Source organism: Rhizorhabdus phycosphaerae, assembly GCF_011044255.1.
Taxonomy (GTDB): Bacteria; Pseudomonadota; Alphaproteobacteria; order Sphingomonadales; family Sphingomonadaceae; genus Rhizorhabdus; species Rhizorhabdus phycosphaerae.
In genome coordinates, this window is the sequence record NZ_CP049107.1 from 3,921,453 (window position 1) to 3,946,356 (window position 24,904).

The window sequence follows — 24,904 nt, forward strand, 5'->3', positions numbered from 1 at the left end:
AAGGAGCGGACAGTGGCGGATACCTACGATCTCATCGTTCTCGGATCTGGTCCTGGAGGATATGTGGCGGCGATCCGTGCGTCGCAGCTGGGGCTGAAGGTTGCGATCGTCGAGCGGGAGCTTCTGGGCGGGATCTGCCTGAACTGGGGCTGCATTCCTACGAAGGCGCTGCTGCGCTCGGCGGAGATCTTCCACCATATGAAGCATGCCAAGAGCTTCGGGCTGGAGGCGAGCGGGGTTTCGGCGGACCTGTCGGCGGTGGTGGCGCGCTCGCGCGGGGTTGCCAAGCAGCTGAACCAGGGCGTCACGCACCTGATGAAGAAGAACAAGATCACCGTGCACATGGGCGAGGGCCGGCTGGTGGCGCCGGGCAAGCTCGCGGTGAAGGGAGACAAGGGCGAGACCGAGCTGTCGGCCAAGCACATCATCGTCGCGACGGGTGCGCGGGCTCGCGACCTGCCTTTCGCCAAGGCGGACGGCAAGCGGGTGTGGACCTATCGCCACGCGATGACGCCGAGCGAGATGCCCGCGCGTCTGCTGGTGATTGGCTCTGGCGCGATCGGGATCGAGTTCGCCAGCTTCTACAACGACATGGGCGCCGAGGTGACGGTCGTCGAGATGATGGACCGGATCGTTCCGGTCGAGGATGCCGACGTGTCGGCCTTCCTGGAGAAGGCGCTGAAGAAGCAGGGCATGACGATCATGACCGGGGCGGGGGTCGAAGCGCTCGACGTGACCGGCTCGGGCGTGAAGGCGAAGCTCAAGGCGAAGGACGGCAAGGTCTCTGAAGCCGAGTTCAGCCATGTGATCGTGGCGGTCGGGATCGTACCGAACACCGAAAATATCGGCCTCGAGGCGGTCGGCGTGAAGGCGGAGCGCGGGATCATCGCGATCGACGGGCTGTGCCGGACGAACGTGCCGGGCATCTGGGCGATCGGCGACGTGACGCCGGGGCCGTGGCTGGCCCACAAGGCGAGCCATGAGGGCGTGATCGCGGCCGAGGCGATCGCGCAGGCGCTGGGCAACACCGACGTCCACCCGCATGCGATGGACAAGGCGAACATTCCGGGCTGCACCTATTGCCACCCGCAGGTGGCGAGCGTGGGGCTGACCGAGGCGAAGGCGGTCGAGGCGGGGCATGAGGTGAAGGTCGGAACCTTCCCCTTCGTCGGCAACGGCAAAGCGATCGCGCTGGGCGAGGCGGAAGGCTTCGTGAAGACGGTGTTCGATGCGAAGACGGGCGAGCTGCTCGGCGCGCATATGGTCGGCGCCGAGGTGACCGAGATGATCCAGGGCTATGTCGTGGGCAAGACGCTCGAGACGACCGAGGCCGAACTGATCAACACGGTCTTCCCGCACCCGACCATCAGCGAGGCGATGCACGAAAGCGTCCTCGCCGCCTATGGACGCGCGATCCACATCTGAGGTTGGTCGGAGATAGGCGGCGGCGCGCTTCGGCGCGCCGCGCCGTTATTCGCTGTCGCCTTCTTCGACGTTCAGCGCCGCGATCTGCGGCATCGGGCGCAGGCTTCGGTTGAGCGCGAAGCCTGAGCTGGCGAGCAGGGCGGTCATATCCCCGTTGCCGCCGTTGCGACGGATTTCGAGGGCGGTGAAGCCCGCGTTGAGCAGCGATGTGATGTCGCGGTCGCGCTGCCAGCCCGAGGGTGAGCCCAGCACGACGGCGATCAGGCGGCGTCCATTGCGAACGGCAGAGGCTGTCAGGGTGAAGCCGCTGTCGTTCGTGAAGCCGGTCTTGATCCCGTCGACTCCCGGGACCACGCCGAGCAGCTTGTTGTGGTTCGCCATGCGCAGGCGGCCATAGCTGACGCTCTGCTCGGCGAAACATCCATAATAGTTCGGGTGGTTGCGGATCATCGCGGCCGAAAGAATGGCGATGTCCTGCGCCGAGCTGAAATGCGCGGGATCGGGGAGGCCGCTGGCATTGGCGTACATCGTTTGCCGCATGCCCAGCTGGCGCGCCTTGGCGGTCATCAGCCGGGCGAAATTCTGCTCGGTGCCGCCGATCTTCTCAGCCAGTGCTACGGCGACATCATTGGCGGACTTGACTGCCACCACCTTGATCGCATCTTCGACGGACAGCGACTGGCCCGGCGCGAGGCCCAGCTTCGAAGGTCGCTGGCTGGCGGCGTGCGGCGTCATCACCACGCGATCGTCGGGCCGCAGTCTGCCGGACTCCAGCGCATCGAACACCAGATAGAGGGTCATGACCTTCGTGATGGACGCGGGATGGCGGATCGCGGTCGCCTGTTCGGCGTAGAGTATCTCGTTGGTGCCGGCGTCCATCAGCACCGTCGCGAAGCGCGGGAGGCCAAGCGGGCTCGCCGCTGCAATCGGGGCGACGGGAAGGGCGGTCGACGTGCCGATCAGCGCGATCGCCGCCGCCGCTTGGCCGAAAATGGTCCTGAGCACGATCCAGCCCCCCTCTGTTACCGACCAGACGAGGCTGATTCTAAACGAGAAATTGGAGCGATGACAGCCAAGCCGTTTGTCATGGGCGCGGTGCTCGACTCGTTTTCTGCACGGGTCGACTCATTTCAGGCGAGGTCGACCTTGTCGGCATAGATCAGCCGCCCCGGCCCCAGCCGCTCCATGACCTGGGCCAGATCGGATTCGCCGAAGGCGAAGCAGCCCTCGGACCGTCCGAGCTTGCCATGCTGTGCGATCATGCTTTTTTCGGCGTACCAGGCGCCGTGGATAACCACGGCGCGGGCGCGCGCATTGCTGTTCGTCGGGTCGAGCCCATCGATGCGGCGCGAGCGGCCATGGTTGCCATAATATTCCTCGGCCGTGACGAAGGCGCCGCTCGAAGACGCCGCCGAGCCCGGTTGGTTGGAGAAACGCTGCAGCCAACCGGTATGGCTAGGATCCGAACCGCGGCCATGCGCAACCAGCAGGCTGGTCACCTTGCCCGAGGCGACGTCGAGCATGTGAAAGCGCGGCGACGAGGATGCGGCATCGAAATCACAGATTCCGATCAGGTCGCGATATCGTATGCGCGATACATGGCGGCTCATGGCAGCCAGTGCACGCTGCCGCACTTCGGTGCGAAGTCCCGCTGTAGAAGATAGGGGAGCGGCCAGAAGCCGATCCGCTCCACTCATGCCCAGCCCCGCGATCAATCCGGCGCCCAGCAGTGCACGCCGGGTGACCGGCGTCATCGAACCATGTTGCAAATGCCCAACCCGCTATGAAAACCGTGATGGGTTATACATAGCGGACAAGGTTAATTTTTACATTGGCATAAACCGCAATTGTTCCGCCACCGTCGGATATCGATCCCTTTCCTTGCACGATTCATCGCTGCATCGCGGTAAGGATCGTCAGGACTTGTGCCGTGAGTCTATCGCACTGCCATCACTGCTGCCCGCCCCGGCGCCTCCCCGAGCTGGGCTATCATGGCTCCATCGCGCTTATACGGATCCCCGATCCTGTTGATGTGTCCGTCTGGGCTGGCCTCTACGGTGAAATAGGTCAGATAGACCGGAATGCTTTTCTGGAGCTGGAACACTTTCGTCCTGGACGGATCGGCCAAGGCGTCGTCAAGCTGCATTTGATCATGCAACAGCGCGGCGAGACCTTCGATATTCTCCACTCGCACGCAGCCATGGCTGAGCGCGCGGTTTTCGCGGTTGAAAACGCTGTGATTGGGCGTGTCGTGCAGATAGATGGCATCGGGGTTCGGCATGTCGATCTTGATCCGGCCCAAGGCGTTGGTCGGCCCCGGTGCCTGCCAGAGCATGCGGTCGCCGCCGTAGCTCTTCCATTGGAAGCCGCGGCCTTTTGGCATGCCTTTGTTCGAGATGCTTTTGGGTACCGTCCAGCCGGGGTTGGCCACGATCGACTGGGCGTGAAGGGCTAGCTGCGGCGTCGGTGTGCGGGGGGAGCCCACGACCACATTGTAGCTGGCCCGCTCCATCCCATCGGACATGACGCTAAGCCTGTAGGACGGAATGTTCACGTAGAGATAGTGCTGGCCAAGCTCACGCGGCATCCACCGCCACCGCTCCATATTGGCCCGGATCGCGGCCCTCTCTGCCGTGTCGCCGGATTTAGCATAGGCTAACTTCAGGGCAGCGTAGCGCTCATCCGTCGGGAGCAGGTCACGCAACCACTGGCCAACGCGATGTTCTGCCAAAGCGCTGTCGAGTCCGGCGGATATCTGCGCGGACGTCATCGGTGCGGGCATCTTCCAGTCGAACCGCGTCTTGTCCTCGATCGCGCCATTGGCAAAATCATTGGCTAGTGCCAGGGCGATGCCCTGCGCGAGCGCGTCGAGGCCGGGTTCCGGCCGACGGTTTTCGACGGCGTCACGAAGCGGGGCTGTGGAATAGGCGGACGGATCAAGCCCTTCTTCCGCGCTGGCATCGACCGCGTTCAGAAGTTCGCGGAGGTCGGAAACGGACCAGCGCGCAGCCGGCACGGCAGAGGCGGCGATGGGTGCGCTGGCCGTTTCGCTTGTCGTTCCCGCCGGTGCCGTGCCGTCGAAGCACAGGGCGGTTACCGCAACCAGGGGAAGGGCGGCCAGCAGGCGCAGCGGCTTGAACCGCCGCTGCTGCCGACGGGTGAAGCCGATCGATCCTCCGGCGGAAAAATTGGGTTTGGTTGTGTCGATGATCGACATGGCGGACCTCCCGGACGTTATGCGGAAAAAACGTCCAGGCGCATTGATTGATCCCTTGACTTTCTCGAAAATAGGATGGCCGCTCCGTGGAACCGGAGCGGCGCCAAAGCGTGCCGCAATGCGAGCAGCATTGGCTTTCGGGCACAGGAGCGGGAAATTCGAATGATTCTGGTGATGACGACCTGCTCCACGCCTGAAGAGGCGGATCGCATTGCCAGCCTGCTCGTGGAGGAGCGGCTCGCGGCCTGCGTCCAGATTCAGGCGGCGCAAAGCGTCTATCGCTGGGCCGGCCGCATCGAGAGAGCCGGGGAGTGGACCCTGCAGATAAAGACCAGCGAGGCCCTGGCCGATGCAGTGCGCGACCGCATAACGAGCCTCCACAGCTATGACCTTCCCGAATTCGTCGTGCTGAGGGCTGACAGCGCATCGACCGCCTATGCTACATGGGTGGAAGCCGAAACCGGATCCGACCATCGCTGACCCGCTTCGCCGACGAGCCACCCGCCGGATCGGCGGGCCCTTCGTTCGCGGGAACCCTCTTGCGCGACATCCGGTCGCGCCGGTTGACCCGATCCGACTCCTTCTCTATAGGCGCGCCCTTGCTCGGAGACGGTCCGCCGACTCCGGGTGAGCTGAACATTGCCGTTGCGTGTGATGGCCCGGGGGGTCTGGTTTGACCGCCGGGGTCTTCGTGCATTTCCGCGTTACCGCTCACGGGCGGTGCGGGAAAGGCTATTCGGGCAGCGGTAAAGTAACTCTTAGAGGTGAAGGGCTTCATGCCAACGATCAATCAGCTGATCCGCAAGGGTCGGGAACCGCAGAAGGCCAAGTCCAAGGTCCCTGCGATGGAAAAGAACCCGCAGAAGCGCGGCGTTTGCACGCGCGTCTACACGACGACCCCGAAGAAGCCGAACTCGGCGCTGCGCAAGGTGGCCAAGGTCCGCCTGACCAACAGCCGCGAAGTGATCAGCTACATTCCGGGCGAAGGCCACAACCTCCAGGAGCACTCGGTGGTCCTGATCCGCGGTGGCCGTGTGCGCGACCTTCCGGGTGTGCGCTATCACGTTCTCCGCGGCGTGCTCGACACGCAGGGTGTCAAGGATCGCAAGCAGAGCCGTTCGAAGTACGGCGCCAAGCGTCCTAAGTAAGAGGTAGATCGAAATGGCTCGTCGTCGCCGCCCAGAAAAGCGCGAAATCCTTCCCGATCCGAAGTTCGGGGATGTCGTGCTCAGCAAGTTCATGAACAGCGTCATGCTCGACGGCAAGAAGTCCGTCGCAGAAGGCATCGTCTATGGTGCCTTGGAAACCATCGAGACCCGCGCCAAGCGCGAGCCGCTCGGCGTGTTCCATGACGCCCTCAACAATGTGAAGCCGGGCATCGAGGTCCGCAGCCGCCGCGTCGGTGGCGCGACCTATCAGGTTCCCGTCGAGGTCCGTCCGGAGCGTTCGCAGGCTCTCGCCATCCGTTGGCTCATCAACGCAGCGCGTTCGCGCTCGGAGCACACCATGGCCGGCCGCCTGTCGGGCGAACTGATGGATGCCGCGAACAACCGTGGCAATGCGGTCAAGAAGCGTGAAGACACGCACCGCATGGCCGAAGCGAACCGCGCCTTCAGCCACTACCGCTGGTAACAATCCTGTCCATATCGTCGGGGTAGGGGAGACGGCTCCCCACCCCGACATCGGAGTTTTCAGATCATGGCCCGCAGCCACCCGCTCGCCAAATATCGTAACATCGGCATCATGGCGCACATCGATGCCGGCAAGACGACCACGACCGAGCGTATCCTTTATTACACCGGCAAGTCGTACAAGATCGGCGAAGTCCATGAAGGCACCGCCACCATGGACTGGATGGAGCAGGAGCAGGAGCGCGGGATCACGATCACGTCCGCCGCGACGACCTGCTTCTGGAACGACCACCGGATCAACATCATCGACACGCCCGGCCACGTCGACTTCACCATCGAAGTCGAGCGTTCGCTGCGCGTTCTCGACGGTGCGGTCGCCTGCTTCGACGGCGTTGCCGGCGTCGAGCCGCAGTCGGAGACCGTCTGGCGGCAGGCCGAGAAGTACAAGGTCCCGCGGATGTGCTTCGTCAACAAGCTCGACCGCACGGGCGCCAACTTCAACATGTGCGTCGACATGATCAAGGATCGCCTCGGTGCGCGCGCTGCCGTGCTGTACCTGCCGATCGGTCTCGAGAGCCAGTTCAAGGGCCTGGTCGACCTGGTCAACAACAACGCGATCATCTGGCTCGAGGAGAGCCTGGGCGCGAAGTTCGAGGTCGTCGAGATCCCCGAGGACATGCAGGAAGCTGCTGCCGTCGCCCGCGCCGAGCTGATCGAGATCGCGGTCGAGCAGGACGACGAGGCGATGGAAGCCTATCTCGAGGGCACCGAGCCGGATGCGGCCAAGCTCAAGAGCCTGATCCGCAAGGGCACGCTGAACTTCTCGTTCGTCCCGGTCCTCTGCGGCTCGGCGTTCAAGAACAAGGGCGTTCAGCCGCTGCTCGACGCAGTCGTCGACTATCTGCCGAGCCCGCTCGACATTCCCGACGTGCAGGGCGTCAAGCTCGACGGCGAGACCCCGGATACGCGTCCGGCGGACGACAGCGCGCCGATGTCGGCACTGGCCTTCAAGATCATGAACGATCCGTTCGTCGGCTCGCTCACCTTCGCGCGCATCTATTCGGGCAAGCTCGAAAAGGGCACCTTCCTGAACAGCGTGAAGGACAAGAAGGAAAAGATCGGTCGCATGCTGCTGATGCATGCGAACAGCCGCGAGGACATCGACGAGGCCTATGCCGGCGACATCGTCGCTCTGGCCGGCCTCAAGGAGACCACCACCGGCGACACGCTGTGCTCGCCGAGCGCGCCGATCATCCTCGAGCGTATGGAGTTCCCGGACCCCGTCATCGAGCTGTCGGTCGAACCCAAGACCAAGGCCGACCAGGAGAAGATGGGCATCGCCCTCAATCGTCTGGCTGCCGAAGACCCCTCGTTCCGCGTTTCGACCGACCATGAGTCGGGCCAGACGATCATCAAGGGCATGGGCGAACTTCACCTCGAAATCCTCGTCGACCGCATGCGTCGCGAGTTCAAGGTCGAGGCGAATGTCGGTGCTCCGCAGGTCGCTTATCGCGAATATCTGAAGAAGCCGGTCGAGCTCATCTACACCCACAAGAAGCAGTCGGGTGGTTCGGGCCAGTTCGGTGAGGTCAAGGTCCAGGTCAAGCCGGGCGAGCGCGGCACGGGCTTCGTCTTCAAGGACGAGATCAAGGGCGGCAACATCCCGCGCGAATATATCCCGTCTGTCGAGAAGGGCATGCGCGAGACGTCCGAGGGCGGTTCGCTGATCGGCTTCCCGATCGTCGACGTCGAGGTCCACCTGATCGACGGTAAGTATCACGATGTCGACTCGTCGGCTCTGGCCTTCGAAATCGCCGGTCGTGGTGCAATGCGTGAGGCGGCCCAGAAGGCCGGCATCACCATCCTCGAGCCGATCATGAAGGTCGAAGTCGTGACCCCGGAAGATTATCTGGGTGACGTCATCGGCGACATGAACAGCCGTCGTGGCCAGATCCAGGGCACCGACAGCCGCGGTAACGCCCAGGTCGTCGAGGCGATGGTGCCGCTCGCGAACATGTTCGGCTATGTGAACCAGCTGCGCTCGTTCACCCAGGGCCGCGCGCAGTACACGATGCAGTTCTCGCATTATGACGAAGTGCCCGCCAACGTTGCCGAGGAAGTCAAGGCAAAGCTGGCATAATCCGAAATTTGTGGTTATGGGCGCGTCCGCATCGGGCGGCGCGTCCAGCAATTGATTCGAAGAGAAGAGGCAAAAAATGGCTAAGGCTAAGTTTGAGCGGAACAAGCCGCACTGCAATATCGGCACCATCGGCCACGTCGACCACGGCAAGACGTCGCTCACGGCAGCCATCACCAAGGTCCTCGCCGAGACCGGCGGCGCGACCTTCGTCGACTACGCCAACATCGACAAGGCTCCGGAAGAGCGCGAGCGTGGCATCACCATCTCGACCGCGCACGTCGAGTATGAGACCGCGGCGCGCCACTATGCGCACGTCGATTGCCCGGGCCACGCCGACTATGTGAAGAACATGATCACCGGCGCCGCTCAGATGGACGGCGGCATCCTCGTCGTCTCGGCCACCGACGGCCCGATGCCGCAGACCCGCGAGCACATCCTGCTCGCCCGTCAGGTCGGCGTTCCGGCTCTCGTCGTGTTCATGAACAAGGTCGACATGGTCGACGACGAAGAGATCCTGGAGCTCGTCGAGCTCGAGGTTCGTGAGCTCCTGTCGTCCTACGAGTTCCCGGGCGACGACATCCCCGTCATCAAGGGTTCGGCTCTCTGCGCTCTCGAAGGCAAGAAGCCCGAGATCGGCCATGACGCCGTTCTCCAGCTGATGCGCGCCGTCGACGAGTATATCCCGCAGCCGGAGCGTCCGCTCGATCGTCCGTTCCTGATGCCGATCGAAGACGTGTTCTCGATCTCGGGTCGCGGCACTGTCGTCACCGGCCGCGTCGAGACCGGCATGGTCAAGGTCGGCGAGGAAGTCGAGATCGTCGGCATCAAGGACACCCGCAAGACCACCGTCACGGGCGTCGAGATGTTCCGCAAGCTGCTCGACAGCGGCCAGGCCGGCGACAACATCGGCGCGCTGCTCCGCGGCGTCGGCCGTGAGGAAGTCGAGCGTGGCCAGGTTCTGGCCAAGCCGGGCTCGATCACCCCGCACACCGAGTTCTCGTCGGAAGTCTACGTGCTGTCGAAGGAAGAGGGTGGCCGTCACACGCCGTTCTTCGCCAACTATCGCCCGCAGTTCTACTTCCGCACCACGGACGTCACCGGCACCGTCGAGCTGCCCGAGGGCACCGAGATGGTCATGCCCGGCGACAACGTGAAGCTTGGCGTCAAGCTCATCGCGCCGATCGCGATGGAAGAAGGTCTTCGCTTCTCGATCCGTGAAGGCGGCCGCACCGTCGGCGCCGGGGTTGTCAGCTCGATCTCGAAGTAATATAGACGCAGTCGAAACGGGCCGGCCGGCCCCCTCGGGGGTCGGCCGGTTCGCTTTTGTCATAGGTTAGAAGGCGGCACTTTCGCCGCACGGCTCTTTCGCATCGGTGCAGGACATGGAAACGCAGAATATCCGTATTCGCCTCAAGGCTTTCGATCATCGTGTGCTCGATCAGGCCACTGGCGACATCGCAGACACCGCCCGCCGTACCGGCGCGCTCATCCGTGGTCCGATCCCGTTGCCCACCCGCATCGAGAAGTTCACCGTGAACCGCGGTCCTCACATCGACAAGAAGTCGCGTGAGCAGTTCGAGGTGCGCACCTACAAGCGTCTCCTGGACATCGTCCAGCCGACCCCGCAGACCGTCGACGCACTAATGAAGCTCGACCTCGCGGCAGGTGTTGATGTCGAGATCAAACTGGCCTAAAGGGCCTGCAGCGCGCGGGAGTCGAATCGCTCCCGCGCTTCTCGTTTTTCTGGCCAGGCGGCCTGGATGACGAACTGACAGGGATACCGACCGCGATCCTTCTGGATCCGGTGCCCAGGTCCCCGCCATTCGCAGCAATGCGGAACTCTGGCCCTGGCGGGGGCTATGTCTGATTTGGGCTGGAGGCTCCGGTTGACGCCGGGGCTTTTTTCGTGGGCACGCTCGCCGCTAACGCGAGCCTCTGTTGTGGAAGGAACGGATCATGCGCACAGGCGTGATCGTTAAGAAGATGGGTATGACCCGCCTGTTCCAGGAAGACGGCCGGCACGTTCCGGTTACGGTTCTGGCACTGGAAAATGTTCAGGTTGTCGCTCGCCGCGAGATGGATCGTGACGGTTATGTCGCGGTGCAGCTCGGTGCCGGCTCTGCGAAGCCGAAGAATCTCTCGAAGCCGGAGCGCGGTCATTTCGGCAAGGCCGAAGTGGAGCCGAAGGCGATCCTCGCCGAGTTCCGCGTGTCGGAAGACGGCCTGCTGGACGTCGGCGCCGAGATTTCGGCCGACCATTTCGTCCCCGGTCAGCTCGTCGACATCTCCGGCAAGACCCAGGGTAAGGGTTTCGCCGGCGGTATGAAGCGCTGGGGCTTCGGTGGTCTGCGCGCGACGCACGGCGTGTCGGTCTCGCACCGTTCGCTCGGCTCGACCGGTCAGCGCCAGGATCCCGGCAAGGTCTTCAAGAACAAGAAGATGGCCGGTCACATGGGTGACAAGCAGCGCACCCAGCAGAACCTCGAAATCGTGCAGACCGACGCTGAGCGCGGCCTGCTCTTCGTGAAGGGCTCGGTGCCCGGCTCGAAGGGTGGATGGCTCCTCGTGAAGGATGCGGTCAAGGTTCCGGCCCACAAGGACCTGCCTTATCCGGCCGGCCTGAAGGTCGCTGCCAACAGCAACGGCGCGCCTGCCGAGACGCCTGCGGAAGACACCGCGGCTCCTGCGGCCACCGATGGCCAGGAGGGCTGATAGATGAAGATCAAGGTCCAGACCCTCGACGCCGCGGCGTCGGGCGACATCGAGCTCAACGACGAGATCTTCGCCGTCGAGCCGCGTGCCGACATCCTGCATCGCGTCGTCACCTGGCAGCTCCACAACCGTCGTGCTCCGGCTCGTGCGGCCCGTGAGCGCAGCGACGTGGCCCGCACGGGCAAGAAGTTCGGTCGCCAGAAGGGCGGCGGTACGGCTCGTCACGGCGATCGCCGCGCTCCGATCTTCATCGGCGGCGGCAAGGCGCATGGTCCCCGCGCTCGTGTGTTCGAGAGCAGCCTCAATAAGAAGGTTCGCGCGCTCGGCCTTAAGATGGCGCTGTCGAGCAAGGCCAAGGACGGCAAGCTCCTCGTGCTCGATACGCTCGAGCTCAAGGATGCGAAGACCAAGGCGCTGATCGAGAAGATCGGCAAGCTGGGCTTCGGTGCCACCGCGCTGGTGATCGACGGCGATGCGGTCGACAACGGCTTTCAGCTCGCCGCGTCGAACATCCGGTCGGTCAACGTGCTGCCGGCGATGGGCGCGAACGTCTATGACATTCTGAAGCATGAGACGCTGGTGCTGACGCGCGCGGCTGTCGAGAAGCTGGAGGCGCGCTTCAATGGCTAAGAACGACACCGTGGTGGACAACCGCCACTATGACGTGGTGCGTAAGCCCCACATCACCGAAAAGACGACGCTGCTTTCCGAGCACAATGCCGTGGTTTTCCAGGTCGCCAATGACGCGACCAAGCCGGAGATCAAGGCTGCTGTCGAGGCGCTGTTCAACGTCAAGGTCACTGGCGTGAACACGATCGTCGCAAAGGGCAAGACGAAGCGCTGGAAGGGTGCTCCCTACAAGCGCTCCGACGTGAAGAAGGCGATCGTGACGCTGGCCGAAGGCCAGTCCATCGACGTGACGACGGGAATCTGACGCCATGGCGCTGAAGCATTACAACCCGACGAGCCCGGCCCGCCGCGGCCTGATCCTCGTCGACAAGTCGTCGCTGCACAAGGGCAAGCCCGTTAAGGCGCTGACCGAAGGCAAGCGCAAGTCGGGTGGCCGCAACAACATGGGCCACGCCACGGCGCGCGGCATCGCGGGCGGTCACAAGCAGAAGTATCGCATCGTCGATTTCAAGCGTCGGAAGTGGGACCAGCCCGCGACCGTCGAGCGTCTGGAATATGACCCCAACCGCTCGGCGTTCATCGCCCTCGTCAAGTATGAGGACGGCGAGCTCGCCTACATCCTCGCTCCGCAGCGTCTCGCGGCGGGTGACGTCATCGTCGCTGCCAAGAAGACCGACACCAAGCCGGGCAACGCGATGGAAATCGGCCAGGCTCCGGTCGGCACCATCGTCCACAATGTGGAGATGAAGCCGGGCAAGGGTGGTCAGATCGCCCGTGCGGCAGGCACCTATGTGCAGATCGTCGGTCGCGATAAGGGCATGGTGATGGTTCGCCTCAACTCGGGCGAGCAGCGCTACATCCGCTCGGATTGCATGTGCACCGTCGGTGCCGTGTCGAACCCGGACAACGCCAACCAGAACCTGGCGAAGGCTGGTCGGAACCGCTGGCTGGGCAAGCGCCCGCTGACCCGCGGCGTCGCGAAGAACCCGGTCGACCACCCGCATGGTGGTGGTGAAGGCCGGACTTCGGGTGGTCGTCACCCGGTCACCCCGTGGGGTAAGCCCACCAAGGGTGCGCGGACCCGCCACAACAAGGCGACCGACAAGTTCATCATCCGTTCGCGCCACGCGAAGAAGAAGAGGTAATCCATGGCCCGTTCCGTCTGGAAAGGTCCGTTCGTCGATCTTCACCTTCTCCGGAAGGCGGAGGCCGCTCAGGACGGTGGCGCGCGCGCTCCGATCAAGACCTGGTCGCGTCGCTCGACCATCTTGCCGCAGTTCGTTGGTCTGACGTTCAGCGTCTACAACGGCCGCAAGTTCGTGCCGGTCTCGGTCTCCGAGGAAATGGTTGGTCACAAGCTGGGTGAATTCGCGCCGACGCGCTACTTCCCCGGCCACGCTGACAAGAAGGGTAAGCGCTGATGTCGAAGCCCGCCGCTCCGCGTCGCGTCGGTGAGAAGGAGGCCCTTGCGGTCGCCACCACCGTTCGCGGCAGCCCGTACAAGCTCAATCTCGTCGCCGGTCTCATCCGCGGCAAGTCGGCTGGTGACGCGCTGAACATCCTGGCCTTCTCGAAGAAGGCCATGGCGGTCGACGTCCGCAAGGTGCTCCAGAGCGCCATTGCGAACGCCGAGAACAACCACAACCTCGACGTCGACGCGCTCGTCGTGAAGGAAGCCTCGGTCGGCAAGTCGATCGTCATGAAGCGCTTCGCCACGCGCGGTCGCGGCAAGTCGACCCGCATCATCAAGCCGTTCGCGCGCCTCCGGGTCGTCGTGCGCGAGCAGCAGGAAGAGGCTGAATAATATGGGTCAGAAGTCGAACCCGATCGGCATGCGGTTGCAGATCAACCGCACCTGGGACAGCCGTTGGTATGCCGACGGCCAGGACTATGGTCGGCTGCTGCTCGAGGATCTGAAGATCCGGAAGTACATCCTGAAGACCATCCCGCAGGCGGCGATCTCCAAGGTCGTCATCGAGCGCCCTGCCAAGCTGTGCCGGATTTCCGTTTATGCCGCCCGTCCGGGCGTCATCATCGGCAAGAAGGGCGCGGACATCGAGAAGCTCCGCCGCGCGCTCGGCAAGATGACCTCGTCGGACGTCTCGCTGAACATCGTCGAGATCCGCAAGCCGGAGATCGACTCCAAGCTCGTCGCACAGGGCGTCGCCGATCAGCTCGAGCGTCGTATCGCCTTCCGTCGTGCGATGAAGCGTGCGGTTCAGTCGGCTCTGCGTCTTGGCGCCGAGGGCATCCGCATCACCTGCGCCGGCCGTCTGGGCGGCGCTGAGATCGCGCGCACCGAATGGTATCGCGAGGGCCGGGTGCCGCTGCACACGCTCCGCGCGAATGTCGATTATGCCGAAGCCGAAGCTCACACTGCCTATGGCGTGTGCGGTATCAAGGTCTGGATCTTCAAGGGTGAGATCCTCGGCCATGATCCGATGGCCCAGGACCGGCTTATGATGGAAGCTCAGACGTCGGGGGTCCGGCCGGCGCGATAAGGGTTTCCCTTATCAGCGTCGCCTGATCGACCGGACAATCGGTGTCAGAAGGCGATAGAAAATGCTGCAACCAAAGCGCACCAAATTCCGCAAGGCCCACAAGGGCCGCATCCATGGCAACGCTCCGGGTGGCGCGTCGCTGAACTTCGGCGCGTTCGGCCTCAAGGCCCTCGAGCCGGACCGGATCACCGCGCGCCAGATCGAAGCGGCTCGCCGCGCGATCACGCGTCACATCAAGCGCCAGGGGCGCTTGTGGATCCGCATCTTCCCGGACGTTCCGGTGTCGTCGAAGCCGGCCGAAGTCCGCATGGGCTCCGGTAAGGGTTCGCCCGAATTCTGGGCGGCCCGCGTCAAGCCCGGTCGCATCCTGTTCGAACTCGACGGCGTTCCCGGCCCGCTGGCCCGCGTCGCTTTCGAGCGCGCAATGGAAAAGCTGCCGATCAAGACCAAGGTTGTCGCTCGCTTCGGCGAGTCGATCTACGAGGACAAGTAAGATGGCGAAGATTGCCGATCTCACTGCCAAGACCGACGATCAGCTCGCACAGCAGCTGACCGAACTGAAGCGCGAGCAGTTCAACCTGCGCTTCCAGGCGGCGACCAACCAGCTCGAAAAGCCGAGCCGGGTGAAGGAAGTCCGTCGGTCTATTGCGCAGATCAAGACCCTGCAGACGCAGCGCGCCGCTGCGGCTGCCAAGTAAGGAGCGACCAGCCATGCCGAAGCGCGTGCTGACCGGAACGGTGGTCTCCGACAAGACCGACAAGACCGTGGTTGTTAAAGTCGAACGTCGCGTGAAGCACGCGCTGTACGGCAAGATCATCAAGCGGTCTAAGAAGTATCATGCCCACGACGAGACGAATGAGTATCGCGAGGGTGAGACGGTGCGTATCGAAGAGACCGCACCGATTTCGAAGCTCAAGACGTGGAAGGTGATCGAGCGGGTTGATACCCACGCGACGCCGAACCACGCCTGATTAGTGGAAGGGTCTGAACAATGATCCAGATGCAGACGAACCTCGACGTCGCTGACAACAGCGGTGCCAAGAGGGTGCAGTGCATCAAGGTGCTGGGCGGTTCCAAGCGCCGTTTCGCGACCGTTGGCGACGTCATCGTCGTCTCGATCAAGGAAGCGGCTCCGCGCGGCAAGGTGAAGAAGGGTGACGTGCATCGTGCGGTCATCGTGCGCACTGCGAAGGACATTCATCGTCCGGACGGTTCGACGATCCGTTTCGACGGCAACGCCGCCGTTCTGATCAACAAGAACAGCGGCGAGCCGATCGGCACCCGTATCTTCGGTCCGGTGGTTCGCGAGCTCCGTGCCAAGAACCACATGAAGATCATCTCGCTCGCGCCTGAGGTGCTGTGATGTCCGCGCTGAAGATCAAGAAGGGTGACCGCGTCGTGGTCCTGTCCGGCAAGGACAAGGGCAAGACCGGTGAAGTCACCAAGACCTTCCCGAAGGACGGCAAGGTCATCGTGTCGGGCGTCAACGTCTCGACCCGTCACCGCAAGCCGAGCCAGGTCAACCCGCAGGGTGGCCTGGAGCGCGTCGAGGCTCCGATGCACGTTTCCAAGGTCGCGATCGCGACTGCGGACGGCAAGCCGACCCGCGTTCGCTTCGAGGTAAAGGACGGCAAGAAGGTCCGCGTCGCGGTCAAGACCGGGGAGACCATCAATGGCTGATAGCTACGTCCCACGCTTTCGGAAGCTGTACGACGAGAAGATCGTCCAGGCGATGACCGAGAAGTTCGGATACACCAATCCGATGCAGGTCCCGAAGATCACCAAGATCGTCCTTAACATGGGCGTCGGTGAAGCAACTCAGGACAAGAAGAAGGTCGAGCAGGCTGCGGCCGAGATGACCCTGATCGCCGGCCAGAAGGCCGTGATCACCCGGGCGAAGAAGTCGATCGCGCAGTTCAAGCTGCGCGAAGGCATGCCGATCGGCGCGAAGGTCACCCTTCGCCGTGAGCGCATGTACGAGTTCCTCGATCGCTTCGTCACTGTCGCGCTGCCGCGCGTCCGCGACTTTCGTGGCCTCAACCCGAAGTCGTTCGATGGCCGTGGCAACTATGCCACCGGCATCAAGGAACAGCTGATCTTTCCGGAGATCAGCTATGACCGGGTCGACAAGATCCGCGGCATGGACGTGATCGTCGCGACGACGGCGAACACCGACGAGGAAGCACGCGAGCTGCTGCGCCTTTTCGGTTTCCCCTTCCCGGCGGAAAATCAGGATCAGAAGCAGGCCGCCTGAGCGGCCTGCTGGATAAGGAAGAACTTAAGTCATGGCGAAACTGAGTTCGATCAACAAGAACGAGCGTCGCAAGAAGCTGGTGAAGGCTTATGCCGGCAAATATGCGCGTTTGAAGGCGATCGCGAACGATGACAGCAAGGAAGAGACGGAGCGCCTGATCGCGCGTCTGAAGCTTGCCGAGATCCCGCGCAACGCGAACCCCACCCGCGTGCGCAACCGCTGCGAAGTGACGGGTCGTCCCCGCGCTTATTATCGCAAGTTCCGGCTTTGCCGCGTGCAGCTCCGGGAGCTGGCCAACAAGGGCCTGATCCCCGGCGTCACCAAGTCGAGCTGGTAAGGAACCGACAAGATGGCTCTGACCGATCCCCTGGGTGATCTGCTCACCCGCATCCGCAATGGGCAGCGCGCCCGCAAGGACAGCGTGGTTTCTCCCGCGTCCAAGCTGCGTGCCCGTGTTCTCGACGTTCTTCAGCGCGAAGGCTACATCCGTGGCTATAGCGAGGAAGAGGTTGCCGGCCACAACGGCCTGCGCATCGAGCTGAAATATTTCGAAGGACAGCCGGCGATCCAGCACGTCGCCCGCGTCTCCAAGCCTGGCCGCCGCGTCTATTCCGGTTCGAAGGAACTGCCGCGCGTCCGTAACGGCCTGGGCATCACCATCGTCTCGACGCCCAAGGGTGTTCTGTCCGACGCGGAAGCGCGCGAGCAGAATGTCGGCGGCGAGGTTCTCGCGGAGGTCTTCTGATGAGCCGCATCGGTAAAAGGCCGGTCTCCGTGCCGGCAGGCGTTACGGCCTCGCTCGAGGGCAAGACGCTTTCGGTCAAGGGCCCCAAGGGCACGCTGACCATGTCGCTCGCCGACGAGGTCACCTACGCCGTCGAGGAAGGGCATATCTCGGTCCAGCCCGTCAACGACTCGAAGCGCTCGCGCTCCTTCTGGGGCATGCAGCGGACGATGGTGCAGAACCTGATCGTCGGTGTGACCGAAGGCTACACCAAGACGCTGCAGATCACGGGCGTCGGCTATCGTGCCAACGTCCAGGGTCAGAACCTGAAGCTGCAGCTCGGCTACAGCCACGACGTCGATTTCGCGATCCCGGAAGGCATCACGATCGCGACGCCGGATCAGACGACTGTCCATATCTCGGGCATCGACAAGCAGAAGGTCGGTCAGGTCGCCGCTGAAATCCGCCGCTGGCGTAAGCCGGAGCCCTATAAGGGCAAGGGCATCAAGTACGCCGGCGAGTATATCTTCCGCAAGGAAGGGAAGAAGAAGTAATGAGCAAGGGTCTCTCTCTCTTCGAGCGCCGTCGTCGGCGCGTCCGTACCGCGCTTCGTGCGCGTGGCGGCATGCGTCCGCGTCTGTCGGTGCATCGTTCGGGCCGGCACATCTATGCCCAGGTCATCGACGACGAGGCCGGCCGTACGCTGGCGGCCGCTTCGAGCCTCGACAAGGATCTGAAGGACAAGACCGGCGCGACTACCGACGCAGCAGCGTCGGTCGGCAAGGCGGTTGCCGAGCGTGCCAAGGCGGCGGGCATCACCAAGGTGGTGTTCGATCGCGGAGGCTTCATCTTCCATGGTCGCGTCAAGGCGCTGGCCGATGCGGCCCGCGAAGGCGGATTGGAGTTCTAAATGGCTGACGAAACCGAAATCCAGGCTGTCGCCCCCGAGGCGGAAGCAGCCCAGGGCGAGCGTCGCGGCCGTGGTGGCCGTGGCCGCGGCGGAAATGACCGTGGTGGTGGCCGTGGCCGTGATGGCCGTGGCCGTCGCGACGACCGCAAGGGCTCCGAGGAGCAGGGCGAGGAGCTGATCGAGAAGCTCGTCCACATCAACCGCGTTTCGAAGACGGTGAAGGGCGGTAAGCGCTTCGGCTTCGCGGCGCTGGTCGTGGTCGGTGATGGCAAGGGCCGTGCAGGCTTTGGTCATGGCAAGGCGCGCGAAGTGCCGGAAGCCATCTCGAAGGCGACTGCCGCTGCCAAGAAGGCGATGGTCCGCGTTCCGCTCCGCGAAGGTCGTACCCTCCATCATGACGGCAAGGGCCACTTTGGCGCCGGCCGCGTGACGGTCCGCACGGCGCCTCCGGGTACCGGCATCATCGCCGGCGGTCCGATGCGCGCGATCTTCGAGAGCCTCGGCGTCGCCGACGTGGTGACCAAGTCGGTCGGCACCTCGAACCCCTACAACATGATCCGGGCGACCTTCGAAGCGCTCAAGGATCAGACGTCGCCGAAGTCGGTTTCGCAGCGTCGTGGCAAGAAGATCGCGGACCTCCTGGGTCGCAGCGGTATTTCGGCCCCGGTCGCGGAAGCCGATGCGGCCGCGATCACGGAGTAATCGATCATGGCTGGCAAGACCCTCAAGGTTACGCAGATCGGTTCGCCGATCCGCCGCACGGCCGACCAGCGTGCCACGCTGATCGGTCTGGGCCTGAACAAAATGCACCGGTCGCGTGAGCTTCAGGATACTCCGGAAGTTCGCGGCATGATCCGCAAGGTGCAGCATATGGTGAAGGTCGAGGACTGAGTCCGACATCTTCGATGACCGGCTTTCGGGCTGGTCAAACGGGTTGAAGGGGGCTAAGGCCCCCTTCCTCTATTTTCAGCGCGAACATAGCGAAAGCGAGTGCATATCATGAAGCTCAACGAACTCCGCGACAATCCTGGCGCCCGCAAGGGTCGCGTCCGCGTCGGCCGTGGTATCGGCTCGGGCGTCGGCAAGACCGGCGGCCGCGGCCAGAAGGGCCAGAAGAGCCGCTCGGGCGTGTCGATCCATGGTTTCGAAGGCGGTCAGATGCCGCTTCACATGCGTCTGCCGAAGCGTGGCTTCAACAACATCTTCGCCAAGGATTATGCCGAGGTGAACATCGGCGCGATCCAGAAGCTGATCGACGCCAAGCAGCTCGATGCGGGCAGCCTGATCGACCATGCCGCGCTGAAGGCAGCCGGCGTCGCTCGTGGCGGCAAGGATGGCGTTCGCATCCTCGGCAAGGGCGAGCTCTCGGCCAAGCTGTCGCTCAAGGTCGCTGGCGTTTCTGCCGGTGCCAAGGCGGCGATCGAGAAGGCCGGCGGTTCGGTCGAGGTGATCGAGGTCGTCCCGGCTGCCGAGAAGGCTGCCGCGAAGAAGGGCACCACGCGGGCCGCCAAGAAGAAGGCCTGATCGCGGCTCAGCCCGTCGTCCTGACGCTTTCGGGCTGACAAGTCCGAGGCACACATTATATGAGACGGCGGCGGGACCAATTCGGTCTGCCGCCGTTTCCATTTCCGGGGTCCGTAAAGCACATGGCATCCGCAGCCGAACAGATGGCCGCCAACATCAATCTTGGCCAGTTCGCCAAAGCCACCGAGCTCAAGAAGCGCCTGTGGTTCACCCTCGGTGCGTTGATCATTTTCCGGTTGCTGAGCCACGTGCCGCTGCCCGGCCTCGATCCGCGCGCCCTGCAGACGCTGTTCGACACGACCCGGGGCGGCGTCCTTGATTTCTTCAACGCCTTTTCGGGCGGTGCGCTCACCCGCATGTCGCTGATCGCGCTCGGCGTGATGCCGTACATCACCGCCTCGATCGTCGTGCAGCTCGCAACCTCGCTGTCGCCTTCGCTCGGCGCGCTCAAGAAGGAAGGCGAAAGCGGACGCAAGAAGCTCAACCAGTTCACCCGTTACGGAACGGTCCTGCTGACCGCGATCCAGGGCTATTTCATCGCGGTCGGTCTCGAGAGCTGGGGCGCCAGTGCGGGTTCCGAAGCGGTGGTGATCGACCCCTATCTCTTCCGGGTGACGACGGTCGTATCGCTGATCGGCGGGACGATGTTCCTGATGTGGCTGGGTGAGCAGATCACGAGCCGCGGCATCGGTAACGGCATTTCGCTGATCATCATGGCAGGTATCGTGTCGCAGCTGCCGACCGCACTCGCCAATCTCTTCGAGGGCGGTCGCACCGGCTCGGTGTCGCCGATCTTCATTCTGGCGGCCGTCGGCGGGGTGATCCTGCTGGTCGCCGGTATCGTCTTCATGGAGCGTGCGCAGCGCCGCGTCCTGATCCAGTATCCGAAGCGTCAGACCCAGCGCGGCGTGATGCAGGCGGACAAGAGCCACCTGCCGCTGAAGATCAACACGGCGAACGTGATTCCGCCGATCTTCGCTTCCTCGCTGCTGCTCATGCCGCTGACGATCAGCCAGTTCGCGGGCCAGAAGACCGCCGGTGAGAGCATGTGGGGCGATTTCGTGATCGGCCTGAACCAATATCTGCATCACGGCACGCCGCTCTACATGGCGCTTTATGCGCTGGGCATCATCTTCTTCTGCTTCTTCTACACAGCAGTCGTGTTCAATCCGGAAGAGACGGCCGACAATCTGAAGCGGCATGGCGGCTTCATCCCGGGCATCCGTCCTGGCAAGAACACGGCCGACTATCTCGACTATGTGCTGACCCGCATCACCGTGATCGGTGCCGCCTATCTGACCTTCATCTGCCTGGTGCCCGAATATGTCACCGCGCAATATGGTCTGGGCGTGGCGCTGGGCGGGACCAGCCTGCTGATCGTGGTCAACGTGACGATCGATACCGTCACCCAGATCCAAAGCCATCTGCTCGCCCATCAATATGGCGACCTGATCAAGAAAGCCAAACTCAAGGGGGGATACCGCCGTTGAACATCATCCTGTTGGGACCGCCGGGAGCGGGGAAGGGGACGCAGGCGTCCAAGCTGGTCGCCGATCGCGGCATGGTCCAGCTGTCCACCGGCGACATGCTCCGGGCGGCGGTCAAGGCGGGTACGCCGATCGGCCTGAAGGCGAAGGCCGTCATGGAAGCCGGCGAGCTCGTCTCCGATGAGATCGTCTCCGGCCTGATCGGAGAGAAGCTGGACTCGATGGGTGCCGATGAAGGCGCCATCTTCGACGGCTATCCCCGCACCGAGGCGCAGGCCCATTCGCTGGACGAGATCCTCGCGAGCCGTGGTCGCAAGCTTGATCGGGTGATCGAGCTCGAGGTGAACGAGGACGCACTGGTCGAACGCATCACCGGTCGCTTCACCTGCGCCCAATGCGGCGAAGGCTATCATGACGTCTTCAAGCAGCCGAAGGTCGCGGACAGCTGCGACGTCTGCGGCAGCAGCGAGTTCAAGCGCCGTCCGGACGACAATGAAGAAACCGTGCGGACGCGCATGGCCGAATATCGGGCCAAGACGGCACCTATCCTGCCGCTCTACGAAGCGCGCGGCCTGGTCCGGCGGGTCGACGGCATGGCGGACATGTCCACCGTGTCCGCGCAGATCGCGGCCATCTTGGACGCGTAAGCCTTTGGAGGAGGCGGGGGAGCGATCCCCCGCATCCCGTCTTCACGGGCTAAAGGCGTGGCCGATCCGATACAGTCGGGTCGGCTTTTTTCGTTACGGACCCGGCGGGGCAATTCCCGACTATGGCCGGCCGATCAAATGGTGCATGTTCTCAACGGATGGAACAGCAACCCGTCAGGCGCAGAAGAAGGCGACGGCGCTCCACGAGGGCGCGGAACGAGTTCGTCGCATGGCTGACCTATTTCGGCGGCCTGCTCAATCGCGCCTATCACTGGGCCTTGCTGCTGTTCGTCATCTCGGTCATCCTGATTCTCGGGCTCGGCGCGCCTTTCATGCCGTTCGAGAAGCTCATGGGCGTCTGGGGCCACTGGTAGCCCGCCGGCCGCGCAGACTTTGCACGGCTCCCTTCCGCAACGGAAAGTCCTTGCCCGTCGTCGGGATTCGCGGGATGCCTAGCGCTGCGGGCGCCGAGTCACGAGGGATGCTGCTCGGGCCCGGGGAGCAGGGGAAAATCTTATGGCGGTTTCGGACCATGTCGATCTCTCGACGTTCATCGAGGGGGTGAAGAAGCGTAATCCCGGACAACCCGAGTTTGTCCAGGCGGTGACCGAGGTGGCACAGGACATCTATGAGTTCATCGAGGACAAGGAAGAATATCACAAATATCAGATCCTTCGCCGCATCGCCGAGCCGGATCGGGTGATCAGCTTCCGCGTGTGCTGGGAGGACGACAACGGCAATATCCGCGTGCAGCGTGGGTGGCGCGTCCAGAACAACAATTCGATCGGGCCGTACAAGGGCGGCATCCGCTTCCACCCGTCGGTCACCGAGAGCGTTCTGAAGTTTCTCGCCTTCGAGCAGACCTTCAAGAATGCGCTGACCGGCCTGCCCATGGGCGGCGGCAAGGGCGGCGCCAATTTCAATCCGCGGGGCAAGAGCGCGAATGAGGTGATGCGCTTCTGCCAGAGCTTCATGAACGAGCTCTATCGTCACATCGGCGCCGATGTGGACGTTCCGGCCGGCGACATCGGTGTCGGCGCGCGCGAGATCGGCTACATGTTCGGCCAGTATAAGCGCCTGACCAACGAGTTCACCGGCGTTCTGACCGGCAAGGGGCTCGAATATGGCGGTTCGCTGATCCGCACCGAAGCCACCGGCTATGGCGCGGTCTATTTCCTGCACGAGATGCTGAAGACCAAGGGCAAGGATCTGGTCGGGCTTAATGCGGTGATCTCCGGCTCGGGCAATGTCGCGACCCATGCCGCCGAGAAGGTCAACCAGCTGGGTGGCAAGGTGCTGACCCTGTCAGACTCCGAGGGCTATATCTACGATCCCGAGGGCATCACCCAGGACAAGGTCAACTGGATCAAGGAGCTCAAGAACAAGCGGCGCGGTCGCATCTCCGAATATGTGAAGGAGTTCAAGGGCGCGCAGTTCTTCGGCGACGGCGCGCGGCCGTGGAGCGTTCCCTGCGACGTGGCCATTCCCTGCGCGACGCAGAATGAGCTGAACGAGACGGAGGCCGAGACGCTGGTTCGCAACGGCTGCTTCGCCGTGTCGGAAGGCGCCAACATGCCGACCACGCTCGAAGGCACGCATGTCTTCAAGAAGGCGAAGACGCTGTTCGCGCCGGGCAAGGCAGCCAATGCCGGCGGTGTCGCGGTGTCCGGCCTCGAGATGAGCCAGAATTCGGCCCGTATCTCCTGGAAGGAAGACGAACTGCAGCGGCTGCTGCTCGACATCATGCAGGGCATCCATTCGCGCTGCGTCGAATATGGCGGTACCGCAGGCAGCGACCATATCGACTACGTCAAGGGCGCCAATATCGCCGGCTTCAAGAAGGTCGCCGACGCGATGCTTGCCTACGGCGTCGTCTGAGTCCTTTCGCATTCGGTCGGGGAGGGCGCCTGCTCGGTGGCGAGCGGGCGCCCTTCTTCGTTCGCGGTCCGGATCCGGGCGCGCCGCCCACGGCACACGAAATGGCGCTCGACCAGCCACCAGCTCGCAACCCCCGCAGCGAGCGAGAGCAGCGCTGATGCCAGCATGAAGAGCGGGAAGGGGAGCGCGGTCCTGGCGATCAGCATCTGCTGAATGACGAAGGCATAGAGATAGACGCCATAGGAGAAGTCGCCGAAGCGGGCGGCGCCACCAAGCCGAATATGCGGGTGATAAGCCAGCCAGAACAGGCCATAGGCCAGCGTAGGGGTTCCGAGCAGGTGGGATCCGACGATGCCCCAGGGGCCGTGGCCACCAAGATGGAAGCACAGCAGGCTGGCGCCGGCCAGGCCCGAGAGCAGCAAGCCCGACCGGAGCAGCCGGTCGCGGAAATGATAGGCGATCATCCCGGCCAGGAAATTGGGTAGCACCTTCAGCCAGAGATAGGGCCAGCCGATGAGCGCGGCGATCGACGGAGGGCCGCCGGGCTTGCGCCCCGTGAGATCGGCCCAGCACCAGAGGATCACGACCGCAAGGTAGATCAGCGGCAGGGCCGGCCGCAGATATCGCCGTAACGACAGGGTGAGCAGCGCCAGGCCGACATAGCAGAGCGCTTCGAAACGGATGCTCCACAGCGATCCGTTGATCTGCGCGACGGGATTGTCCCGGAACAGCTCCGGCAGCGGGAAATGGTTGCCCAGCAGCAGATTGCCCCAGAGTGTGTTCCACACGTCCGCCGCCGTCAGCGCAAAGCCTGCCGGTGCGAAGATCGGGGTGACCAGAAAGGCGCAGATCGAGGTCGCCACGAGATAGGCCGGATAGATGCGCCGGATGCGCCGGGACGCGAAGCGGCGAAGCGAAGAGGCCTTGTCGAAGCTTCGCGCGACCAGAAAGCCGCTGATGACGAAGAACGCCCAGACCCCGAGGTTGCCGGCATTGTAATGGCCGTTGGTGAGGCGCGACAGCGGCTCGCCATCTTCGCTGCCGAAGCGTAGCGCGTAGCTGTGCGAGAACAGGACGAGAAACGCCATGGCGAGGCGGATCGCGTCGAAGTTGTTCCGGTCGAGCGCATCTTCCGACGATGGTATCAACATCTTGTCCATCGTTCCGAACGGTCCCCCGCGTAAGCCGCCGCCTGCCCTTGCCGGGCATCGTAAGGGGATGCA

General features: G+C 63.4%; 35 protein-coding genes. 31 read left to right on the forward strand and 4 right to left on the reverse strand.

Annotated elements, in window-relative coordinates; translation table 11 throughout:
* Positions 1 to 12 precede the first annotated feature (12 nt).
* Complete coding sequence (lpdA, locus tag G6P88_RS18205) at positions 13 to 1,425, forward strand: dihydrolipoyl dehydrogenase (protein WP_165324452.1); 1,413 nt, start codon at positions 13 to 15, stop codon at positions 1,423 to 1,425.
* A 45-nt stretch (positions 1,426 to 1,470) separates the two neighbouring features.
* Here the strand turns inward: lpdA and G6P88_RS18210 are convergent, their stop codons facing one another.
* The 3 genes from G6P88_RS18210 to G6P88_RS18220 all read right to left on the reverse strand — a co-directional run bounded on the left by G6P88_RS18210 (position 1,471) and on the right by G6P88_RS18220 (position 4,642).
* Complete coding sequence (locus tag G6P88_RS18210) at positions 1,471 to 2,430, reverse strand: D-alanyl-D-alanine carboxypeptidase family protein (protein ID WP_226946636.1); 960 nt, start codon at positions 2,428 to 2,430, stop codon at positions 1,471 to 1,473.
* Between the two features lie 125 nt (positions 2,431 to 2,555).
* A complete protein-coding gene (locus G6P88_RS18215; protein ID WP_226946637.1) occupies positions 2,556 to 3,179 on the reverse strand; it encodes a murein L,D-transpeptidase catalytic domain family protein in 624 nt (207 codons plus the stop codon).
* A gap of 182 nt (positions 3,180 to 3,361) precedes the next feature.
* Complete coding sequence (locus G6P88_RS18220) at positions 3,362 to 4,642, reverse strand: L,D-transpeptidase family protein (protein WP_165324454.1); 1,281 nt, start codon at positions 4,640 to 4,642, stop codon at positions 3,362 to 3,364.
* Positions 4,643 to 4,804: 162 nt separating this feature from the next.
* Between G6P88_RS18220 and cutA the strand changes: the two genes are divergently transcribed.
* The 30 genes from cutA (at position 4,805) to gdhA (ending at position 23,681) form a co-directional block, all read left to right on the forward strand.
* Positions 4,805 to 5,122 carry a divalent-cation tolerance protein CutA gene (gene cutA, locus G6P88_RS18225; RefSeq protein WP_165324455.1) on the forward strand — a complete coding sequence of 106 codons (318 nt, stop codon included), beginning with the start codon at positions 4,805 to 4,807 and terminating at the stop codon, positions 5,120 to 5,122.
* Positions 5,123 to 5,418: 296 nt separating this feature from the next.
* Positions 5,419 to 5,790: a 30S ribosomal protein S12 gene (rpsL, locus tag G6P88_RS18230; protein ID WP_011952201.1), complete on the forward strand. Its 372-nt coding sequence runs from the start codon at positions 5,419 to 5,421 to the stop codon at positions 5,788 to 5,790.
* A gap of 13 nt (positions 5,791 to 5,803) precedes the next feature.
* Complete coding sequence (rpsG, locus tag G6P88_RS18235) at positions 5,804 to 6,274, forward strand: 30S ribosomal protein S7 (RefSeq protein ID WP_165324456.1); 471 nt, start codon at positions 5,804 to 5,806, stop codon at positions 6,272 to 6,274.
* A 66-nt stretch (positions 6,275 to 6,340) separates the two neighbouring features.
* Entirely contained in the window at positions 6,341 to 8,413 is a 2,073-nt protein-coding gene (fusA, locus tag G6P88_RS18240) for an elongation factor G (RefSeq protein ID WP_165324457.1), read from the forward strand.
* A gap of 76 nt (positions 8,414 to 8,489) precedes the next feature.
* Positions 8,490 to 9,680, forward strand: a complete 1,191-nt coding sequence (tuf, locus tag G6P88_RS18245) for an elongation factor Tu (RefSeq protein ID WP_165324458.1) — start codon at positions 8,490 to 8,492, stop codon at positions 9,678 to 9,680.
* 115 nt (positions 9,681 to 9,795) lie between these two features.
* Positions 9,796 to 10,107 (forward strand): 30S ribosomal protein S10, encoded by a 312-nt coding sequence (gene rpsJ, locus G6P88_RS18250; protein ID WP_011952197.1) that lies wholly within the window; start codon positions 9,796 to 9,798, stop codon positions 10,105 to 10,107.
* A 262-nt stretch (positions 10,108 to 10,369) separates the two neighbouring features.
* On the forward strand, positions 10,370 to 11,125 hold the full coding sequence (rplC, locus tag G6P88_RS18255; RefSeq protein ID WP_165324459.1) for a 50S ribosomal protein L3: 756 nt from the start codon (positions 10,370 to 10,372) through the stop codon (positions 11,123 to 11,125).
* A 3-nt stretch (positions 11,126 to 11,128) separates the two neighbouring features.
* Positions 11,129 to 11,755, forward strand: coding sequence for a 50S ribosomal protein L4 (gene rplD, locus G6P88_RS18260; protein WP_165324460.1), 627 nt, complete (start codon positions 11,129 to 11,131; stop codon positions 11,753 to 11,755).
* Complete coding sequence (locus tag G6P88_RS18265; RefSeq protein ID WP_165324461.1) at positions 11,748 to 12,059, forward strand: 50S ribosomal protein L23; 312 nt, start codon at positions 11,748 to 11,750, stop codon at positions 12,057 to 12,059. Before rplD ends, G6P88_RS18265 begins: the two co-directional genes overlap by 8 nt.
* A gap of 4 nt (positions 12,060 to 12,063) precedes the next feature.
* Entirely contained in the window at positions 12,064 to 12,900 is an 837-nt protein-coding gene (gene rplB / locus G6P88_RS18270; protein ID WP_165324462.1) for a 50S ribosomal protein L2, read from the forward strand.
* Positions 12,901 to 12,903: 3 nt separating this feature from the next.
* Positions 12,904 to 13,176 carry a 30S ribosomal protein S19 gene (gene rpsS, locus G6P88_RS18275; RefSeq protein WP_165324463.1) on the forward strand — a complete coding sequence of 91 codons (273 nt, stop codon included), beginning with the start codon at positions 12,904 to 12,906 and terminating at the stop codon, positions 13,174 to 13,176.
* Positions 13,176 to 13,559, forward strand: a complete 384-nt coding sequence (gene rplV, locus G6P88_RS18280; protein ID WP_165324464.1) for a 50S ribosomal protein L22 — start codon at positions 13,176 to 13,178, stop codon at positions 13,557 to 13,559. The genes rpsS and rplV overlap by 1 nt, the downstream gene beginning before the upstream one ends.
* A 1-nt stretch (position 13,560) precedes the next feature.
* Complete coding sequence (gene rpsC, locus G6P88_RS18285) at positions 13,561 to 14,256, forward strand: 30S ribosomal protein S3 (protein WP_165324465.1); 696 nt, start codon at positions 13,561 to 13,563, stop codon at positions 14,254 to 14,256.
* 61 nt (positions 14,257 to 14,317) lie between these two features.
* A complete protein-coding gene (rplP, locus tag G6P88_RS18290) occupies positions 14,318 to 14,749 on the forward strand; it encodes a 50S ribosomal protein L16 (RefSeq protein WP_011952189.1) in 432 nt (143 codons plus the stop codon).
* 1 nt (position 14,750) lies between these two features.
* Positions 14,751 to 14,954 (forward strand): 50S ribosomal protein L29, encoded by a 204-nt coding sequence (gene rpmC / locus G6P88_RS18295; protein WP_165324466.1) that lies wholly within the window; start codon positions 14,751 to 14,753, stop codon positions 14,952 to 14,954.
* A gap of 13 nt (positions 14,955 to 14,967) precedes the next feature.
* The gene (gene rpsQ, locus G6P88_RS18300) at positions 14,968 to 15,228 is read left to right on the forward strand and encodes a 30S ribosomal protein S17 (protein ID WP_047166114.1); all 261 of its coding nucleotides are present in this window, start codon (positions 14,968 to 14,970) and stop codon (positions 15,226 to 15,228) included.
* 20 nt (positions 15,229 to 15,248) lie between these two features.
* Positions 15,249 to 15,620: a 50S ribosomal protein L14 gene (rplN, locus tag G6P88_RS18305; RefSeq protein WP_011952186.1), complete on the forward strand. Its 372-nt coding sequence runs from the start codon at positions 15,249 to 15,251 to the stop codon at positions 15,618 to 15,620.
* A complete protein-coding gene (gene rplX / locus G6P88_RS18310) occupies positions 15,620 to 15,937 on the forward strand; it encodes a 50S ribosomal protein L24 (RefSeq protein WP_165324467.1) in 318 nt (105 codons plus the stop codon). Before rplN ends, rplX begins: the two co-directional genes overlap by 1 nt.
* Entirely contained in the window at positions 15,930 to 16,511 is a 582-nt protein-coding gene (rplE, locus tag G6P88_RS18315) for a 50S ribosomal protein L5 (RefSeq protein ID WP_165324468.1), read from the forward strand. The genes rplX and rplE overlap by 8 nt, the downstream gene beginning before the upstream one ends.
* A 31-nt stretch (positions 16,512 to 16,542) precedes the next feature.
* Complete coding sequence (gene rpsN / locus G6P88_RS18320) at positions 16,543 to 16,848, forward strand: 30S ribosomal protein S14 (protein ID WP_165324469.1); 306 nt, start codon at positions 16,543 to 16,545, stop codon at positions 16,846 to 16,848.
* 12 nt (positions 16,849 to 16,860) lie between these two features.
* The gene (rpsH, locus tag G6P88_RS18325; RefSeq protein ID WP_165324470.1) at positions 16,861 to 17,256 is read left to right on the forward strand and encodes a 30S ribosomal protein S8; all 396 of its coding nucleotides are present in this window, start codon (positions 16,861 to 16,863) and stop codon (positions 17,254 to 17,256) included.
* The gene (rplF, locus tag G6P88_RS18330) at positions 17,256 to 17,789 is read left to right on the forward strand and encodes a 50S ribosomal protein L6 (RefSeq protein WP_165324471.1); all 534 of its coding nucleotides are present in this window, start codon (positions 17,256 to 17,258) and stop codon (positions 17,787 to 17,789) included. The genes rpsH and rplF overlap by 1 nt, the downstream gene beginning before the upstream one ends.
* Positions 17,789 to 18,145, forward strand: a complete 357-nt coding sequence (gene rplR, locus G6P88_RS18335; protein WP_165324472.1) for a 50S ribosomal protein L18 — start codon at positions 17,789 to 17,791, stop codon at positions 18,143 to 18,145. The genes rplF and rplR overlap by 1 nt, the downstream gene beginning before the upstream one ends.
* Positions 18,146 to 18,847, forward strand: a complete 702-nt coding sequence (rpsE, locus tag G6P88_RS18340; RefSeq protein WP_165324473.1) for a 30S ribosomal protein S5 — start codon at positions 18,146 to 18,148, stop codon at positions 18,845 to 18,847.
* A 6-nt stretch (positions 18,848 to 18,853) separates the two neighbouring features.
* Positions 18,854 to 19,036, forward strand: a complete 183-nt coding sequence (gene rpmD / locus G6P88_RS18345; RefSeq protein WP_165324474.1) for a 50S ribosomal protein L30 — start codon at positions 18,854 to 18,856, stop codon at positions 19,034 to 19,036.
* A 108-nt stretch (positions 19,037 to 19,144) separates the two neighbouring features.
* Positions 19,145 to 19,669: a 50S ribosomal protein L15 gene (gene rplO, locus G6P88_RS18350; protein WP_165324475.1), complete on the forward strand. Its 525-nt coding sequence runs from the start codon at positions 19,145 to 19,147 to the stop codon at positions 19,667 to 19,669.
* A 122-nt stretch (positions 19,670 to 19,791) separates the two neighbouring features.
* The gene (gene secY / locus G6P88_RS18355) at positions 19,792 to 21,159 is read left to right on the forward strand and encodes a preprotein translocase subunit SecY (protein ID WP_165324476.1); all 1,368 of its coding nucleotides are present in this window, start codon (positions 19,792 to 19,794) and stop codon (positions 21,157 to 21,159) included.
* The gene (locus tag G6P88_RS18360; protein ID WP_165324477.1) at positions 21,156 to 21,803 is read left to right on the forward strand and encodes an adenylate kinase; all 648 of its coding nucleotides are present in this window, start codon (positions 21,156 to 21,158) and stop codon (positions 21,801 to 21,803) included. Before secY ends, G6P88_RS18360 begins: the two co-directional genes overlap by 4 nt.
* A 158-nt stretch (positions 21,804 to 21,961) precedes the next feature.
* Positions 21,962 to 22,177 carry a hypothetical protein gene (locus G6P88_RS18365; RefSeq protein WP_165324478.1) on the forward strand — a complete coding sequence of 72 codons (216 nt, stop codon included), beginning with the start codon at positions 21,962 to 21,964 and terminating at the stop codon, positions 22,175 to 22,177.
* Positions 22,178 to 22,319: 142 nt separating this feature from the next.
* Positions 22,320 to 23,681: an NADP-specific glutamate dehydrogenase gene (gene gdhA / locus G6P88_RS18370; protein ID WP_165324479.1), complete on the forward strand. Its 1,362-nt coding sequence runs from the start codon at positions 22,320 to 22,322 to the stop codon at positions 23,679 to 23,681.
* Here gdhA and G6P88_RS18375 read toward each other — a convergent pair.
* Positions 23,666 to 24,832, reverse strand: coding sequence for an acyltransferase family protein (locus G6P88_RS18375; protein WP_226946638.1), 1,167 nt, complete (start codon positions 24,830 to 24,832; stop codon positions 23,666 to 23,668). The two genes, gdhA and G6P88_RS18375, sit on opposite strands and share 16 nt — an antisense overlap.
* Positions 24,833 to 24,904 lie beyond the last annotated feature (72 nt).